Consider the following 14,987-nt stretch of genomic DNA (forward strand, 5'->3'; position numbering starts at 1 on the left):
CGTCCCTACTGCTGCGGCGCCCGGCGCTTTCGGGGCAGCCTCTCGGCGACGAAGCCGCGCGGCAGGTGCCGGGCGGCGAGCGCGTACGCCCGGTAGCGGCGGCCGGTGATGCTCACCGGCCGGCGCAGGGCCAGGTCCCGCAGGGCCTTGGCCACCACGGCCTCGGGCTCGAGCCACACCGCCTCGCGCAGGGCGCTGACGTCCATCCCGGCCCGCGCCTGGAACTCGGTGCGGGTGAACCCGGGGACCACCGCGAGCACCCGGACCCCGTAGGGCGCCATGTCCACCCGCAGGGACTCGCTGAACGCGGTGACCCAGGCCTTGGCGGCCCCGTACGTCCCGGTCGGCAGCAGTCCGGCCACCGAGGAGACGTTCACCACCGCACCCCGGCGGCGCTCGCGCAGCCGGGGCAGCACGGCGTGGGTGAGCCGCAGCGGGACCTTCACCAGCAGGTCCAGCATCCGCTCCTCGTCCTCGACCGGGCTGTACGGGAACGGCGCGGGGAGCCCGAAGCCCGCGTTGTTGACCAGGATGTCCACGGGCCGGTCGTGGTCGGCCAGCCGCTCGGCGACGGCCGTGCAGTCCGCCTCGTCCAGCAGATCGGCGGGCAGCACCTCGCTGTTCGTGCCGAACTCCCGGCCGAGCTCGCGGGCCACGGCTTCGAGGCGGTCCTTGTCGCGGGCGACCAGGACGAGGTCGCAGCCTTTGGCCGCGAATCCGCGGGCGAAGGCGGCGCCGAGTCCGGCACTGGCCCCGGTGATCAGAACGGTGGTCAAGAGAACGTCACTTCCTACGGTTGTCCGGGGTCCGGGGTCCGGAGTCCGGGGTCCGGGGTCCGGGGTCCGGTCCAGGGTCCAGGGTCCAGCGCCTCAAGTCCTGAGGCCCTACACGGGGTTCAGGCGTTCCGCGGTGAAGTCCGTGGTCGCCGCAGAGCCGTAGGCCTGCGCCACGTCGACCAGGAACCGGGCCTCTTCGTCCAGGTCGCCGCCCTCGGCGGAGGTCTGCATCGCGGCCGGCAGCTCCCAGTCCGCGTCCTGGCCCGGCTGTCCGGGCCGTCCGGCGAGCTTCGCCTGCCGCGCCTCCTTCAGTACGCAGGCCAGCGCGGCCGCGGTGCGCCGCTGCTCGGGGATGCCGTGCCCGGTGACATGGCTGCGGGCGAGCTCCGGGACGCCCGGGGCGACGTACTCGCCGAGGATCAGGATCGCGTCGCGGGTCTCGATCACCTTGCGGTACACCAGCAGGTTGCGCGGGACCGGCGGCCACAGCAGCTCCACGACCCGGCCGGCCCGCGGCTTGGTGAGGGCGACGTGCGGGACGGCCTGGACCAGGTCGTGCCACAGCGGCCACAGCCGCCAGGCGGTGGCGATGTCGGCGCTCGTGCGGCGCAGGACGAACAGGGTCGGCACGAGGATCGCGGCGGCGCGCAGCAGGCCGTGCAGGTTCATCATCAGCGGCAGGGCGGGCATCGCCCAGGTGCTGCCGAACAGGGCCTTCAGGAGGTACACGAACCAGAACAGGCCGGCGAGCGCGGTGCCGAGGCCGAACAGCCGCAGCCCGGCGGCGAGACCCCTGCTCTCGCTGCGGCGGCTGTAGCGCCAGCAGAGGGAGACGCAGGTGGTGTTGGCGAGCAGGTGCGCGGAGATCAGCAACAGCCAGTACGCCAGGGAGGGGACGGGATCGCCCTGCGGCGGGATGGTGTGCGTGCCGTGCGCGGGTGCGGCGGTGTCCAGCACCACGAGGACGGTGAGCCAGCCCGCCGTGCCCGTCCAGGCGGCGAGTTGGAGGACCCGGCCGCGGGTGGCGGCGGCGACGAAGTAGAGCACGGTGCCCGCGGAGAGCACGCCGATGAGGTTGCGGACGAGGCCGACGGTGTGCGCGTAGTGCGGGTCGCGCATCGCGTACGTGACGACGTCCGGGAGGTTCAGGGTCATCGCCGCGGCGGCGGTGGCGACGGCGAGCCACAGGCCGCGCTGCTGCGGGGAGCGCAGGGCGGCCGGGGCGCGCAGCAGGACCGCGATCCACAGGCACACCACGCTGGGTACGGCGAGCCAGTCGCCGACGGCGGTGAGTTCAGCGGCGCCCACGGTCCCCCCGCCCGTAGCCCATGGCGGATTCCAGCCGGGCGAGGGTGCCGCGGGGGGCGGCTGCGGACTGCGGGCAGGGGCCCGTCGTGCGGATGCGGATCATGCTGGCGAGCAGCTCCGCCTCCCGCTCCTGGCTGGTGGTGTAGTTGGTGCGGCCGAGGACGACCGGGGCCTGCCCGTCGGTGTCCTCCGCCTCCAGGGAGTGGTGGCCGAACAGGATGTGCCCGAGCTCGTGGAGCACGATGTGCTCGCGGTGGAGCGGGGTGGTCTGGGCCTCGTAGAAGACGTAGTCGACGGTGGCGGTGCCCACCCACAGCCCGCAGACCCCGGATTCCGCCGCCTCCTTGGGGAGCGGGTGCAGGCGGATGGGGCGGCCCCGCTGCTCGGCGATCCGGTTGCACAGCCCTTCGAGGGAGAACGGATGCGTCAGATCCAGATGGCCGAGAATCTTCTCGCAGCGTTTACGGAGGCTGGGTTGCGAGTGGGGCATGTGATCCCTCTTCGGACCCTTTCGCGGGCAGCGTCGGTAGGCGTGCGTGGGCATGGGCATGGCGTCCTGTGCCTTCAAGGCGGCCTCTGGGAGTGGGGTCCTGAGGGGAGAAACGGAAGCCCGCTCACCAGTCGGCGAACGGGCGTTCCACCATGCCTACAGATCTTGTACGGGAGTTCGCAAGGCAGCTGCCCTGGTGGGGTGCCGATTCGGCCACCCCGGAACCCGGTCCGGCGCCCGCCGTTGTCTGCAAAACCCCCTAGGGCTGGCCCTGCGTGCCGGCGCGGAGCACCAGCAGGGCGTAGCGCAGGGCCAGCAGGAACGCCGGTACGAGCAGGGCCAGGGGCAAGATGCTCCACTGCCCGAAGCCCGTGGCGAACAGGGCGACGGCGATGACGCCGAACACGACCGCCGCGACGGCGGTGACGCAGAGGTTCGACAGGTTGCGCTCGCGCGGACGGGCCAGTTCGGCCTCCACGTGACGGCGTGCCGCGTCGAGGGCGGCTCGGCGGACGCGCTCGTTCTCCAGCAGCCGCTGCCAGTTCTCGGAACCGACGCCCTCCAGGTGCGGGGGCATGGGGTGTTCGTCGGACCGCCCGGGTGCTGGCGTCGGCGCCCGGCGGGATTCGCCTGGATCCGGCGAGACCATCGGAAGCCTCCCTTACTTCAGTGCGTAGGAGGCGGCGAGGATGCGGGCGAGCGCTTCCATGAGCGTCACGTGCGGATCGATGAAGTCCGCGAAGCGGGGTGCGTCGACCGAGAGTACGCCTATCTCCCGGGTGCCGTGAATGACGGGGACGGCGATGACCGCTTCGTATCCCGTGCCTGCGGGGATGAGGTAGGACCGCGTCACCTGGTCGCCGTCGATCCTGAAGGTCTTGCCGCCGCCCCCGAGGATCTCGTTCTTCATGTGCGCGGCGCCGACCGGGTCGATGACGTTCCTGGGCGGCCGGTACCCGGGATAGCTGGCCTCCAGCGTGAAACCGCCCGTGGCGGCGTCGTACAGGTAGAAACTGCACCGCGCGCGGGGGAGGAAGCTCGGCCCCAGCGGAGGAGCCGTGAGGTCGACCGCTCCTGCCAGGACCTCGTCGAGGACGTCCTTGCGCAGGTCGTCCAGGTCGGAGACCGTCTGCGAGGGCAGGGAGGACGGAAGCGGGGCCGCGTCCGCGTACGACTCCGCCAGTGCCTTGATCTTCTCGCTCAAGGGGCGCAGCGTCGTCGTGTACAGCTGCGCCATCCCCGCCTCCGCCCGGATGGCCCGGTCCTCGGCCCGCTTCTTGCCCCTCTCCACCAGGCGCTTCTCGAAGTGGGTGATCAGGACGACGCCGAAGGCGGAGACGCCGGCTATGAGGGCCCACTGCCGCTTGTCGGCCCCCTGGGCCCCGTCCGCCCATACGGAGACGACGGCGACGGCCACACCGAGGACTGCGGAGAAGAGCAGGAACAGGTAGTGGACGCCCCGGTCGGCCAGCCATTGCTTCATCCGTCCGTGCCACTCCCCCGCTCGCGGATGGTCTGGGATCGCAGAATCCCATATTTCCCGCGCGGTGGCCCGGAGTTGACGATCTGCGGGAAGTCCGCACCGCGGCTCCCCCGGCGCAACGGCCGGGGGAGCCGGGCGCCGGTCTACCGCTTGCGGCGGTCCTCCGGGGCGCCGGTGAGGCCGGCGCGGCGGAGGGCGTCCGCCATCGCGCTGTTGGCCGGGGCCGGGGAGCCGCTGCCGCCCTGACGCTGACCGCCCTGACGCTGGCCGCCGGCCTGACGCTGGCCGCCCTGGCCGCCTTGGCCGCCGCCGCCCTGGCGCTGGCCGCCGCCCTGGCCGCCTCCGCGCTGCTGCGGGGGACGGCCGCCGCCGCGCCGGTCCTGGCGGTCCTCGCGCTGGCGGGGTGCGCCCGCCGAGCCGTCGGCCTCGTCCTCCAGCCGCAGGGTCAGCGAGATCCGCTTGCGCGGGATGTCCACGTCCAGGACCTTCACGCGGACGATGTCGCCCGGCTTGACCACGTCCCGCGGGTCCTTGACGAAGTTCTTCGACAGCGCCGAGACGTGGGCCAGCCCGTCCTGGTGGACGCCGATGTCGATGAACGCGCCGAACGCCGCCACGTTCGTGACCACGCCCTCCAGGATCATCCCGGGCGCCAGGTCGCCGATCTTCTCGACGCCCTCCTTGAAGGTGGCCGTCTTGAAGGCCGGCCGCGGGTCGCGGCCCGGCTTCTCCAGCTCGCGCAGGATGTCCGTCACGGTCGGCAGGCCGAAGGCCTCGGTGACGAACTGCTCCGGCCGCAGCGAGCGCAGTACGCCGGTGTTGCCGATCAGGGACGCCACCTCGCTGCCGGCCGTCTTCGCCATGCCCCGGACCAGCGGGTACGACTCGGGGTGCACGCTGGAGAAGTCCAGCGGGTCGTCCCCGCCGCGGATCCGCAGGAAGCCCGCGCACTGTTCGTACGCCTTCGGGCCGAGCCGGGGCACGTCCTTGAGCGCCTTGCGGCTGCGGAAGGGGCCGTTGGCGTCGCGGTGGGCCACGATGTTCTCGGCGAGTCCGCCGCTGATGCCGGACACCCGCGAGAGCAGGGGCGCGGAGGCGGTGTTGACGTCCACGCCGACGCCGTTCACGCAGTCCTCGACGACCGCGTCGAGCGAGCGCGAGAGCTTCACCTCGGAGAGGTCGTGCTGGTACTGGCCGACGCCGATCGACTTGGGGTCGATCTTGACGAGCTCGGCGAGCGGGTCCTGGAGGCGGCGGGCGATGGAGACAGCGCCGCGCAGCGACACGTCCATGCCCGGGAGTTCCTGCGAGGCGAAGGCGGAGGCCGAATACACGGAGGCGCCCGCCTCGGACACCATCACCTTGGTGAGCTTCAGCTCGGGGTGGCGGGTGATCAGGTCCCCGGCGAGCTTGTCGGTCTCGCGCGAGGCGGTGCCGTTGCCGATGGCGATCAGCTCGACCGCGTGCTCCTTCGCGAGGCGGGCCAGCTTGGCGAGGGACTCGTCCCACTTGTTGGCGGGGACGTGCGGGTAGATCACGTCCGTGGCCACGACCTTGCCGGTGGCGTCCACGACGGCGACCTTCACGCCGGTACGGAAGCCCGGGTCGAGGCCGAGCGTGGCCCGCGTGCCGGCCGGGGCCGCGAGCAGCAGGTCCCGCAGGTTGGCGGCGAAGACCCGGACGGCCTCGTCCTCGGCGGCGGCGCGCAGCCGCATCCGCAGGTCGATGCCGAGGTGTACCTGGATCTTCGTACGCCAGGCCCAGCGGACGGTGTCGGCCAGCCACTTGTCGCCGGGGCGGCCGCGGTCGGCAACGCCGAAGCGGCGCGCGACCATGCCCTCGTACGCGGACGGTCCGGGCGTCGCCGCGTCTTCGGGGTCCTCGGGCTCCAGCGTGAGGTCGAGGACGTCCTCCTTCTCGCCGCGCAGCATGGCGAGGACGCGGTGCGAGGGCAGCGCGGTGAAGGGCTCGGCGAAGTCGAAGTAGTCGGCGAACTTCGCGCCCGCCTCCTCCTTGCCCTCGCGGACCTTCGCGGCGAGCCGGCCGCGGCCCCACATGCGCTCGCGCAGCTCGCCGATCAGGTCGGCGTCCTCCGCGAACCGCTCGGTGAGGATGGCGCGGGCGCCCTCCAGGGCGGCTGCCGGGTCCGCGACGCCCTTGGCGGCGTCCACGAACGCGGCCGCGGCGGCGGCCGGCTCCACCGACGGGTCGGCCAGCAGGCCCTCGGCGAGCGGCTCGAGGCCCGCCTCGCGGGCGATCTGCGCCTTGGTGCGCCGCTTGGGTTTGAACGGGAGGTAGATGTCCTCCAGCCGCGCCTTGGTGTCGGCCGCGTTGATCCGGGCCTCCAGCTCGGCGTCGAGCTTGCCCTGCTCCCGTACGGAGTCCAGGATCGCGGCGCGCCGGTCCTCGAGCTCGCGCAGATACCGCAGCCGCTCCTCGAGGGTGCGCAGCTGGGCGTCGTCGAGCATCTCGGTCGCTTCCTTGCGGTAGCGCGCGATGAACGGCACGGTGGAGCCGCCGTCGAGCAGCTCGACGGCGGCCTTGACCTGCCGCTCCCGTACGCCGAGCTCCTCGGCGATCCTGCCTTCGATGGACATCGTCACGATCGGGTCCCGCCTGCCTTCGTTTGCACTGGAAGGCTGCCAATTGTGGCAGGTGGCGGTGACGGGGTCCGGGAGCCCCGCGCCCGGGCCCGCGCCCCGCTCCCTCAGGCCTTGCCGAAGGCGTCGGCGGGGAAGGCGCCGGCGGCGAAGGCCTTCATGACGAATCCGCCGCCGAGTTCGGCGAGCCGGGCGAGGCCGTCCGCGCCGAGGTGCTCGTACGGGGCTGCGTCGAGGCGATCGGTGTCGGTCTCGAGGCGCTCGCGTACGGCCTTGCCCTCCTCGGTGAGCTCACCGTCGGCGTCGAGGATCCCGCGCCCGCGCAGCCGGTCGGCGGCGGCGTCGAGGTCGGACTGCTCCCAGCCGCGGATCGCCTTGATCCACTTCGGGGTCATGCCGCGGCCGGTGGCGGTGTGGCTGACCAGGGCCTCCAGCGGGTCCAGCCCGGCGAGGAGCAGGGCGGCGAGGTGGCCGTCCCCGCGGTGCTCGCGCAGCAGGGTGGTGGCGTGCCACAGGCGCAGGTGCGGCTCCTCGGGTACGGGGAGGTCGGCGTGGGCGGCGTAGAGGGTCCGGGCGTGCCGGCTGCAGCCCTCGGTGGCGCGCAGGGCGAGGTCGGCGGCCTCGGCGATCTCGGGGGACTCGACGGTCTCGTCGCCGAGCAGCCGGCGCAGGGTGCTGTCGGCGGCGCGCAGCCGGGCGTCGAGGGCCTGCCCGGGGGTGATCGTGTCCCAGACGGCGGGCAGGTGCCGGGCGACGAAGTCGTGGCGGTAGTTGTAGAAGGTGGCGGTGACCGTCCCGGCCCCGACGGCGCCCATGGCGGCGGACCGCGAGGCGAGATTCACGGCGGACCGCTCGGTGACACCGAGGGCGGCGAACTCCTTGCCCAGGTCGGGCGAGAAGTAGATGGTCGCGTGCAGCGGGTTGATCGCCGTATGCCAGCAGGTGCGGGCGGCGCGCGCAGGAATCGTCATACGGGTCAGGTTACCGACCGCTCAGTATGTCGGGTAGCCCGGGTCGCCCGCCGGACCGTGAAGGAAACGTGCGGGCGGAAAGGGGCGCATGGCCGGTGGACGGCTGCCGTGCATAAGATCGAGCCGATGCCAACGGGGAGGCGTGAACATGTCAGTTGACGGGGACCAGGTGGCGGACCTTCAGGTCGGCATGCGGTTGAACCACGTGCCGGTCGAGCCGGGGACGCCGGCGGGACCGGCCGCGCCGAAGGGGCCGAAGGGGCCGATGGGGCCGTTCGTTCCGGGCGGGTCCGGGGACTTCGCTTCGACGCCGGCCCAGAAGAAGGCCGCGGCGGGCACGATCGAGACCGAGCTGGAGCCGAACACCAAGAAGGCCGCCGAGCACGCGGACGCGGACACCGGCACCGCCCAGAAGGGTTTCGAGGGCTGGGAGACGGCCGCCGGCCTGAAGAAGGTGGCGGACACCTGGGACCAGCAGGTGAAGAACCTGATGGGCCGCCTGGCAGCGGAGAAGACCGCACTGCGCGGCGCCTCGGGCCTCTTCGCCCGCAACGACACCGGCATCGGCAACCAGTTCCTCGCGACACCGTCGAAGCTGAACGGCCTCTAGGGGCCGAACGGCATCCGGCCGCATGCACTTTCTGGCCTTTCTTCGGCACTTCGCCGCCCCGGGAACCGGCGGTTCGCGCACCCCGATCCGGCTCTTCGGGGACGGTGGGACCCGGCTGCGCCACCGCCCGGGCCCGGTGGGGCCGCCGGTCCGTGACGGCCGAATGGCGATCGTGTGACAGCAGGGGCCATGGACATGACGTGGGGGGTCAGGCGTGAATACGGTCGGACGACAAGGCCTTGATCGGAACTGACTCCCTACCACTTGGAGCTCTTCGTGCACCGCAAAGTCATCGCCCCGAGCGTGCTCGCCGCTTCCCTCCTGCTGGTGATCCCGGCGTCGGCGGCGAGTTCGGTCCAAGGGGCCCCGGGTATCGGTGATCCCTACTACCCGGCCAGCGGCAACAGCGGATACGACGTGTCCCACTACGACCTGCGCCTGCAGTACCAGCCGAAGACGGACCTGCTGGAGGGCACCGCCACCCTGCTGACCACCGCCCGGCAGGACCTCTCCCGCTTCAACCTGGACTTCGGCCTGAAGGTCAGCGAGATCCGGGTCAACGGCACCAAGGCGAAGTTCGCCACCTCCGGGGACCACGAGCTGGAGGTGACCCCCGCCCAGCCGCTGCAGAAGGACAAGCCGGCGAGCGTCGTCGTCAAGTACGCAGGAAAGCCCTCGGAGTTCAAGATCGACGGCTGGTCGGCCTGGCAGCGCACCCCGGACGGCGGTGTCGCGGCGCAGGAGCCCGACTCGGCCGTCTGGTGGTTCCCGAGCAACGACCACCCGCTCGACAAGGCCACGTTCGACATCTCGGTCAACGTCCCCGACGGCACCCAGGCCATCAGCAACGGCGTGCTCCAGTCGCAGAGTTCCCGGCTCGGCTGGACCCGGTACAACTGGCGCTCGAACAAGCCGCAGGCCACGTACCTCGCCACCCTCGCCATCGGCAAGTTCGACGTCACCACCGACAAGACGGCGAGCGGCCTGCCCATCCTCAACGCGTACAGCAAGGACCTCGGCGACAACGCGGGCGCGGCCCGCGCGAGCGTGGAGCGGACCGGCGAGGTGGCCGAGTGGCTGGAGGGGGTCTTCGGGCCGTACCCCTTCAACGCGCTGGGCGGCTACGTGCCGAACGTGCCGTCGAGCTTCGCGCTGGAGACGCAGACCCGGCCGTTCTACAGCCCGAAGCAGTTCTCGAACGGCGCCAACGTCTCGGTGGTCGTGCACGAGCTGGCCCACCAGTGGTATGGCGACAGCGTGTCCGTCGACGGCTGGAAGGACATCTGGATCAACGAGGGCTTCGCCCGCTACAGCCAGTGGCTGTGGTCGGAGAAGGAGGGCGAGGGCACCGCGCAGGAGCTCGCCGACTGGGCGTACGGGCTGCGCGCGGCGGACGACCCGTTCTGGCAGGTCAAGCCGGGCGACCCGGGCCCGGACAACCAGTTCCACGGAGCCGTCTACGACCGCGGCGCGATCGCCCTGCAGGCGCTGCGCAACGAGATCGGCGACGAGAAGTTCTTCCGGATCCTCAAGGGCTGGCCGACCGAGCGGGCCTACGGCAACGCCAAGGTCGGGGACTTCGTCCGGTACGCGGAGAAGGTGTCGGACAAGCCGCTGGCCCAGCTGTTCGAGACCTGGCTGTACACCCCGGGCAAGCCGGCCTTCGCCGCGCCCGCGGCCGCCTCGCCCTCGGCCGCCCGGTCCCTCACGGCCCCCGCCGCGAAGCAGGTGGAGCCGAAGTCCTGGAAGAAGATCGCCGAGACGAACACGATCCACGAGCACTGATTCCAGGCCGTACGACGGTTCGCGGTCGTACGGGGACCCGCGCGCCGGTACCCGTCACAGGGTGCCGGCGCGCCACCGCTCCCGCGCCGCCCGCGCGACCGGCAGGTACCGCAGCCGTTCCGGCAGCAGCGGTACGAGGAGCCGTACGGCCGTGCTGAACCGCCGGAGCCTGCGCTCCTGGGCCGGGCTCCACTCCAGCCCGATGGCGGCGCGCGCGTCCGGCGGCATGTACCCGACGGTGACGAAGGCCCGGAAGTGCAGGAACGCCGCCCGGAGCACCGGCCAGGCGAGCCGCAGCAGCAGCCGCACCGGCAGGGAGCCGCCCGTGGGCCGGGGCAGCGGCACGTCCGTGGCGACCAGCTCGCGGGCGACCTTGGTCGGCTCGATCTCCTCGGCCAGCATCCGGCGGTAGTAGACCCAGTACTCCTCGATGCTCTGCGGCATGTCCCGGTCACGGACCCCGAGGATCCGGCCCACCTGGAGCCACTCCCGGTACAGCTGCCGCTCCTGGGCGGGGGTGAAGCGGCGCAGCAGGTAGCGCCCCGCGTACAGGTAGATCGGGAAACCGGTGGCGTGCACCCAGGAGTAGCAGGCGGGGTCGAGGGAGTGGTAGGGCCGGCCCCGGGTGTCGACGCCCTGGATCTCCTTGTGCAGGCGGCGCACCCGGCGGCCCTCCTCGGCGGCCTCCTCCCCGCCGTACACCCACAGCTGGACGGAGCGCAGCGAGCGCTCGCCGCGCCCCCAGGGGTCGGTGCGGAAGACCGAGTGCTCGTCGACGCCGGCCCCGATCGCGGGGTGGGCGACCTGCATGGTGAAGGCGGCGGGCAGCATCAGCAGGGCCCGGACGTCGCCGGAGATGGTCCAGAGCACCCCGCCGGGCGCCGGCGGCACGGGATCGGGGCGCTTTTCTCTCATGGTTCCAGTATGCGAGGCCAGACGTCCGCTCCCGGACAGAAAGTCTTGTCACGGGTGTTACCCAGAGGTAACCGCGGCTGCTTGGATGACGGAGTCGATCTCCCCCTGCAGGAATGATGGAGACCTCATGCTGCACACAAAGCTCCGCCGCAATCGGGCCGCCGCCACGGCCGTTGCGGCGATCGCCGTCGGCGCGCTGGCCGCCACCAGCGCGCCGGCCGCCTCGGCCGCGGAGAGCGCCGCGGCCCCGCGGCTCAGCGTCCTCACGTACAACGTGTTCCTGATGAGCAAGAACCTCTACCCCAACTGGGGTCAGGACCACCGCGCTTCGGAGATCCCCAAGGCGTCCTACTTCCAGGGCCACGACGTGGTCGTGCTCCAGGAAGCCTTCGACAACGGCGCCTCGGACGCCCTGAAGTCCAACGCCTCGGCGCAGTACCCGTACCAGACCCCGGTCGTCGGCCGCAGCAAGAGCGGCTGGGACGCCACGGGCGGCGCCTACTCCTCCACCACCCCCGAGGACGGCGGCGTCACGATCCTGAGCAAGTGGCCGATCATCCGCAAGGAGCAGGTCGTCTACAAGGACGCCTGCGGCGCCGACTGGTGGTCCAACAAGGGCTTCGCCTACGTCGTGCTGGACGTCAACGGCACCAAGGTCCACGTGGTCGGCACCCACGCGCAGTCCACCGACCCGGGCTGCGGCGCGGGCGAGGCGGCGGACATGCGCGCCCGCCAGTTCAAGGCGATGGACGCCTTCCTGGACGGCAAGAACATCCCTGCGAACGAGCAGGTCATCGTCGCCGGGGACATGAACGTCGACTCCCGCACCCCCGAGTTCGCGTCGATGCTCGCCAATGCCGACCTGGCGAACTCCGACTCGCGCACGGGTCACCCGTACTCCTTCGACACCGCGCTGAACTCCATCGCGAACTACCGCTACCCGACCGACCCGCGCGAGGACCTGGACTACGTCCTCTACCGCAAGGGCAACGCCCGCCCGGCGGGCTGGGAGAACAACGTGGTCAAGGAGCAGTCGGCGCCCTGGACGGTCTCCAGCTGGGGCACCTCGTACACGTACACCAACCTCTCCGACCACTACCCGCTGATCGGCCGGTAGTTCCGCGCTCCGCGGGTGCCCCCGCGCGACGGGCACCCGCGGGTCCGCCTCCGTACGCAGCCCGGTCGTCGCGAGGCGGCTCCGGCATCCTCCCGCCCCCGTCCGGTGGGCGGCGCTGCGCCCACCGGACGGGGCCACGCGGGCTACGCGGTGTCCGGCGAGCCCGCGGACGGGCCCTCGTGGGCGTCCGCGTACGGCTCCTCGTACGGCTCCTCGTACAGCCCGTCGATCAGGGCGCCGTACTTCTCCCGGACCACTCGGCGGCGCAGCTTCAGCGACGGGGTGAGCTCCCCGGACTCGGGGCCCCACTCCTCGGTCAGCAGCCGGTACCGCTTGATCTGCTCGGTCCGGTTGAGCCGGGCGTTGGCCGCCGCGACCGCGCGGGCGATCTCCTCCCGTACGGCCGGGTGGACCGCGAGATCGGCGAGCGGGCCGGCCTCGATGCCGCGGGCCGCCGCCCACGCCGGGGCCAGCTCGCCGTCAAGCACCAGCAGGGCGACGAGGTAGGAGCGGCCGTCGCCGTGCACCAGGGCCTGGCCGATCAGCGGATGCTCCTTGACGGTGTTCTCCACCAGCGCCGGCGAGACGTTCTTGCCGTTCGAGGTGATGATGAGTTCCTTCTTGCGGTCGGTCAGCCAGAGGAACCCCTCCTCGTCGAGCCGGCCGATGTCCCCGGTCGGGAACCAGCCCTCGGCGTCGTGCGCGCTCTCCACCGAACCGTCGGGCCGCAGGTAGCCGCCGAAGACGGTCCCGCCCCGCGTGAGGATCTCCCCGTCCTGCGCGAGCCGCAGCTCCAGCCCCTCGATCGGGCGTCCCACCGAGCCCAGCCGGAACCCGTCCGGGCTGTTGACCGTGCACACACCCGAGGTCTCGGTGAGCCCCCAGGCGTCCATGATGGTGATCCCCCAGCCCGCCCAGAACCGCACCACGTCGATCGGCATCGGCGCGGTGGCGCTGGCCGTCCACTGCAGCCGGTCCAGCCCGGCCAGGCCCAGCAGCGGGTCCAGCACCTGCTCCTTGGCCCGGGCGTACGAGGCTTCGAGCGCCGCCGGGATCTGCTCGCCGCGCTCGCGGTGGCCGGCCCGGGCGCGGGCGAGGTCGTTCGCGGCCTCGATGGCGTCCCGCTGCGCGGCCGGAAGCTGCGCGAGCACGGCCCGTACGGACGCGGCGAGCTTCTCCCACACCCGGGGCACGCCGAAGAACTGCACGGGGTGCAGCTCGCGCACGGCACTCCCCACGGCGGCGGGGTCGGCGACGAGCCGGACGTGGGCGGCCCGCAGCAGCGGCAGGTAGAGGCCGAGGATCCGCTCGGCGATGTGCGCGAACGGCAGGTAGCAGATGTGCTCGGCGTGCTCGGGCAGGTCAACGCGCCGGTCGAGGCGGACGGACTGGAGCATGATGTTGCGGTGGGTCAGCCGGACGCCCTTGGGGTCTCCGGTGGTGCCGGAGGTGTAGACGACGGTCAGCGGGTCCTCGGGGCGGGTCTCCTGCCAGGCCTTCTCGAAGGCGTCGGGGTGGTGCGTACGGGCGCCGCTCGCGTGCAGGGAGCCGTACGTGTGGTGCGTACCCGCATCGGCGGCCTCGGCCACGACCAGCCGCTCCAGGGGCACCTGCCCGTCGGCGAGCAGCGGTTCCCACCGGGCCAGCTCGCGGGCGCCCTCGAGGACGGCGACCCGGGCCCGGCTGTGGCGGGCGATGTGGGCGATCTGCTCGGGCGCGGAGGTCCCGTACACGGTGACGGGGACGGCGCCGAGGTGGACGAGGGCGAGGTCGCTGAGCCAGTGCTCGGGGCGGTTGCCCATCATGATCAGGACGTGTTCGCCGCGTTCGACGCCGAGGGCGGCGTATCCGGAGGCGAGGACGGCTACCTTGCGGCGGACCTCGGTCCAGCTGAGGGTCGTCCAGCCGTCGCCCTCGCGCCAGGAGAGGGCGGGGAGATCCCCGTACTCGGCGGCGTTGCGTGCCAGCAGCGCGGGGAGGGTGAGCTCTTCGGGTCGTCCGGGCAGTCGCAGTTTCGTGGTCATGGGCAGCTCCTGGCCGTTTCACATCGTTGGTGCGACAGCAATACTGTTGAACCCAAGCTGTGGAGCAGAGAGCGAGGCGCAGACGATGGCCGACCAGGCACCCGAGCCGATGCTCACAGTCGACGAGCTGGCGGCCAGGGCGGGCGTCACCGTGCGCACCGTTCGTTTCTACAGCACGCGCGGGCTTTTGCCCCCTCCCGTGATCGGCCCTCGTCGGGTGGGGCACTACGGGCCGGAACACCTGTCCCGGCTGGCGCTGATCGAGGAACTGCAGCACCAGGGCATGACCTTGTCCGCCATCGAGCGCTATCTGGACGCGCTGCCCGACGACCTGAGCGCGCACGACCTGGCCATCCACCGCGCGATGGTGTCCAGTTGGGCTCCGGACGCGCCCCAGGAGGTGTCGCGGGAGGAGCTGGAGAAGCGGACCGGGCGTACGTTGACGGACACGGACATCCGGCGGCTGACGGCGATGAACGTGCTGGCGCCGGCCCCGGTGGGCTTCCGGGTGGACGTGGGGCTGCTGCGGCTCGGGGTCGCGCTGCTCGACGTGCCGATCTCGCACGAGACGATCCTGGTGGCGCGCAAGGTGCTGCTGGAGCACGCCCGGACGGCGGCGCACCAGCTGACGGCGCTGTTCCGGGACGAGGTGTGGGGGCCGTTCACGGAGGGCGAGAGCGATCCGGAGCGGGTGGAGTCGATGAAGGCGCTGTCGGCGCACATGCAGCCGATGGTGGTGCAGGCGCTGGTGACCGCGTTCCAGCGGTCGCTGAAGGAGGAACTGCGGGCGGCGTTCGTCTCGGACGAGCAGCCCCGCGCGTAGTGCACCCCGGATGACCGGGCCCCGCCGAGCGGGTCCGGTCCGCTGTGGGTACGGTGGAAAGAGAAGCTCCGTGCCGGGCCGGTCC

Annotated in this window: 13 protein-coding genes; 4 read left to right on the plus strand and 9 right to left on the minus strand. The window is 72.1% G+C overall.

Annotated features, from left to right (window positions below; genetic code table 11):
* Positions 1 to 5: 5 nt before the first annotated feature.
* From AB5J51_RS09235 to AB5J51_RS09265, 7 genes are all read right to left on the minus strand, one after another.
* Entirely contained in the window at positions 6 to 776 is a 771-nt protein-coding gene (locus AB5J51_RS09235) for an SDR family NAD(P)-dependent oxidoreductase (RefSeq protein WP_369777407.1), read from the minus strand.
* Positions 777 to 884: 108 nt separating this feature from the next.
* Positions 885 to 2,084, minus strand: coding sequence for an MAB_1171c family putative transporter (locus AB5J51_RS09240; RefSeq protein WP_369777408.1), 1,200 nt, complete (start codon positions 2,082 to 2,084; stop codon positions 885 to 887).
* Positions 2,071 to 2,574, minus strand: coding sequence for an ImmA/IrrE family metallo-endopeptidase (locus AB5J51_RS09245; RefSeq protein ID WP_136226725.1), 504 nt, complete (start codon positions 2,572 to 2,574; stop codon positions 2,071 to 2,073). Before AB5J51_RS09245 ends, AB5J51_RS09240 begins: the two co-directional genes overlap by 14 nt.
* 259 nt (positions 2,575 to 2,833) lie before the next feature.
* Positions 2,834 to 3,151 (minus strand): hypothetical protein, encoded by a 318-nt coding sequence (locus AB5J51_RS09250; RefSeq protein WP_369777409.1) that lies wholly within the window; start codon positions 3,149 to 3,151, stop codon positions 2,834 to 2,836.
* Between the two features lie 84 nt (positions 3,152 to 3,235).
* The gene (locus AB5J51_RS09255; RefSeq protein WP_369777410.1) at positions 3,236 to 4,057 is read right to left on the minus strand and encodes a hypothetical protein; all 822 of its coding nucleotides are present in this window, start codon (positions 4,055 to 4,057) and stop codon (positions 3,236 to 3,238) included.
* Between the two features lie 143 nt (positions 4,058 to 4,200).
* Positions 4,201 to 6,660, minus strand: a complete 2,460-nt coding sequence (locus AB5J51_RS09260) for a Tex family protein (RefSeq protein WP_369777411.1) — start codon at positions 6,658 to 6,660, stop codon at positions 4,201 to 4,203.
* 104 nt (positions 6,661 to 6,764) lie between these two features.
* Positions 6,765 to 7,628, minus strand: a complete 864-nt coding sequence (locus tag AB5J51_RS09265; RefSeq protein WP_369777412.1) for a hypothetical protein — start codon at positions 7,626 to 7,628, stop codon at positions 6,765 to 6,767.
* A 148-nt stretch (positions 7,629 to 7,776) separates the two neighbouring features.
* Here AB5J51_RS09265 and AB5J51_RS09270 point away from each other — a divergent pair, with 148 nt between their 5' ends.
* Both AB5J51_RS09270 and AB5J51_RS09275 read left to right on the plus strand, forming a co-directional pair.
* Positions 7,777 to 8,238 carry a hypothetical protein gene (locus AB5J51_RS09270; RefSeq protein ID WP_369777413.1) on the plus strand — a complete coding sequence of 154 codons (462 nt, stop codon included), beginning with the start codon at positions 7,777 to 7,779 and terminating at the stop codon, positions 8,236 to 8,238.
* Positions 8,239 to 8,514: 276 nt separating this feature from the next.
* Positions 8,515 to 10,023, plus strand: coding sequence for a M1 family metallopeptidase (locus AB5J51_RS09275; RefSeq protein ID WP_369777414.1), 1,509 nt, complete (start codon positions 8,515 to 8,517; stop codon positions 10,021 to 10,023).
* A gap of 54 nt (positions 10,024 to 10,077) precedes the next feature.
* On the opposite strand, the gene AB5J51_RS09280 is transcribed toward AB5J51_RS09275, so the two are convergent.
* Positions 10,078 to 10,938, minus strand: a complete 861-nt coding sequence (locus tag AB5J51_RS09280) for an oxygenase MpaB family protein (RefSeq protein WP_136224373.1) — start codon at positions 10,936 to 10,938, stop codon at positions 10,078 to 10,080.
* 127 nt (positions 10,939 to 11,065) lie between these two features.
* Between AB5J51_RS09280 and sph the strand changes: the two genes are divergently transcribed.
* Positions 11,066 to 12,055, plus strand: a complete 990-nt coding sequence (gene sph, locus AB5J51_RS09285) for a sphingomyelin phosphodiesterase (RefSeq protein ID WP_053788651.1) — start codon at positions 11,066 to 11,068, stop codon at positions 12,053 to 12,055.
* Between the two features lie 143 nt (positions 12,056 to 12,198).
* Here sph and AB5J51_RS09290 read toward each other — a convergent pair whose 3' ends face one another.
* Positions 12,199 to 14,079 (minus strand): long-chain fatty acid--CoA ligase, encoded by a 1,881-nt coding sequence (locus AB5J51_RS09290; RefSeq protein ID WP_369777415.1) that lies wholly within the window; start codon positions 14,077 to 14,079, stop codon positions 12,199 to 12,201.
* 85 nt (positions 14,080 to 14,164) lie between these two features.
* Between AB5J51_RS09290 and AB5J51_RS09295 the strand changes: the two genes are divergently transcribed.
* Complete coding sequence (locus AB5J51_RS09295; protein WP_369777416.1) at positions 14,165 to 14,902, plus strand: MerR family transcriptional regulator; 738 nt, start codon at positions 14,165 to 14,167, stop codon at positions 14,900 to 14,902.
* The last annotated feature ends 85 nt before the right edge of the window (positions 14,903 to 14,987 follow it).

Source organism: Streptomyces sp. R33 (genome assembly GCF_041200175.1).
GTDB lineage: Bacteria > Actinomycetota > Actinomycetes > Streptomycetales > Streptomycetaceae > Streptomyces > Streptomyces katrae_B.

What these genes read in the sequence shown, in the direction of transcription:
- AB5J51_RS09290 (WP_369777415.1), bottom strand. Translation starts at nt 14,079, where the DNA reads ATGACCACGAAACTGCGACTGCCCGGACGACCCGAAGAGCTCACCCTC.
- AB5J51_RS09250 (WP_369777409.1), bottom strand. Translation starts at nt 3,151, where the DNA reads ATGCCCCCGCACCTGGAGGGCGTCGGTTCCGAGAACTGGCAGCGGCTG.
- AB5J51_RS09255 (WP_369777410.1), bottom strand. Translation starts at nt 4,057, where the DNA reads ATGAAGCAATGGCTGGCCGACCGGGGCGTCCACTACCTGTTCCTGCTC.
- AB5J51_RS09295 (WP_369777416.1), top strand. Translation starts at nt 14,165, where the DNA reads ATGGCCGACCAGGCACCCGAGCCGATGCTCACAGTCGACGAGCTGGCG.
- sph (WP_053788651.1), top strand. Translation starts at nt 11,066, where the DNA reads ATGCTGCACACAAAGCTCCGCCGCAATCGGGCCGCCGCCACGGCCGTT.
- AB5J51_RS09265 (WP_369777412.1), bottom strand. Translation starts at nt 7,628, where the DNA reads ATGACGATTCCTGCGCGCGCCGCCCGCACCTGCTGGCATACGGCGATC.
- AB5J51_RS09245 (WP_136226725.1), bottom strand. Translation starts at nt 2,574, where the DNA reads ATGCCCCACTCGCAACCCAGCCTCCGTAAACGCTGCGAGAAGATTCTC.
- AB5J51_RS09270 (WP_369777413.1), top strand. Translation starts at nt 7,777, where the DNA reads ATGTCAGTTGACGGGGACCAGGTGGCGGACCTTCAGGTCGGCATGCGG.
- AB5J51_RS09280 (WP_136224373.1), bottom strand. Translation starts at nt 10,938, where the DNA reads ATGAGAGAAAAGCGCCCCGATCCCGTGCCGCCGGCGCCCGGCGGGGTG.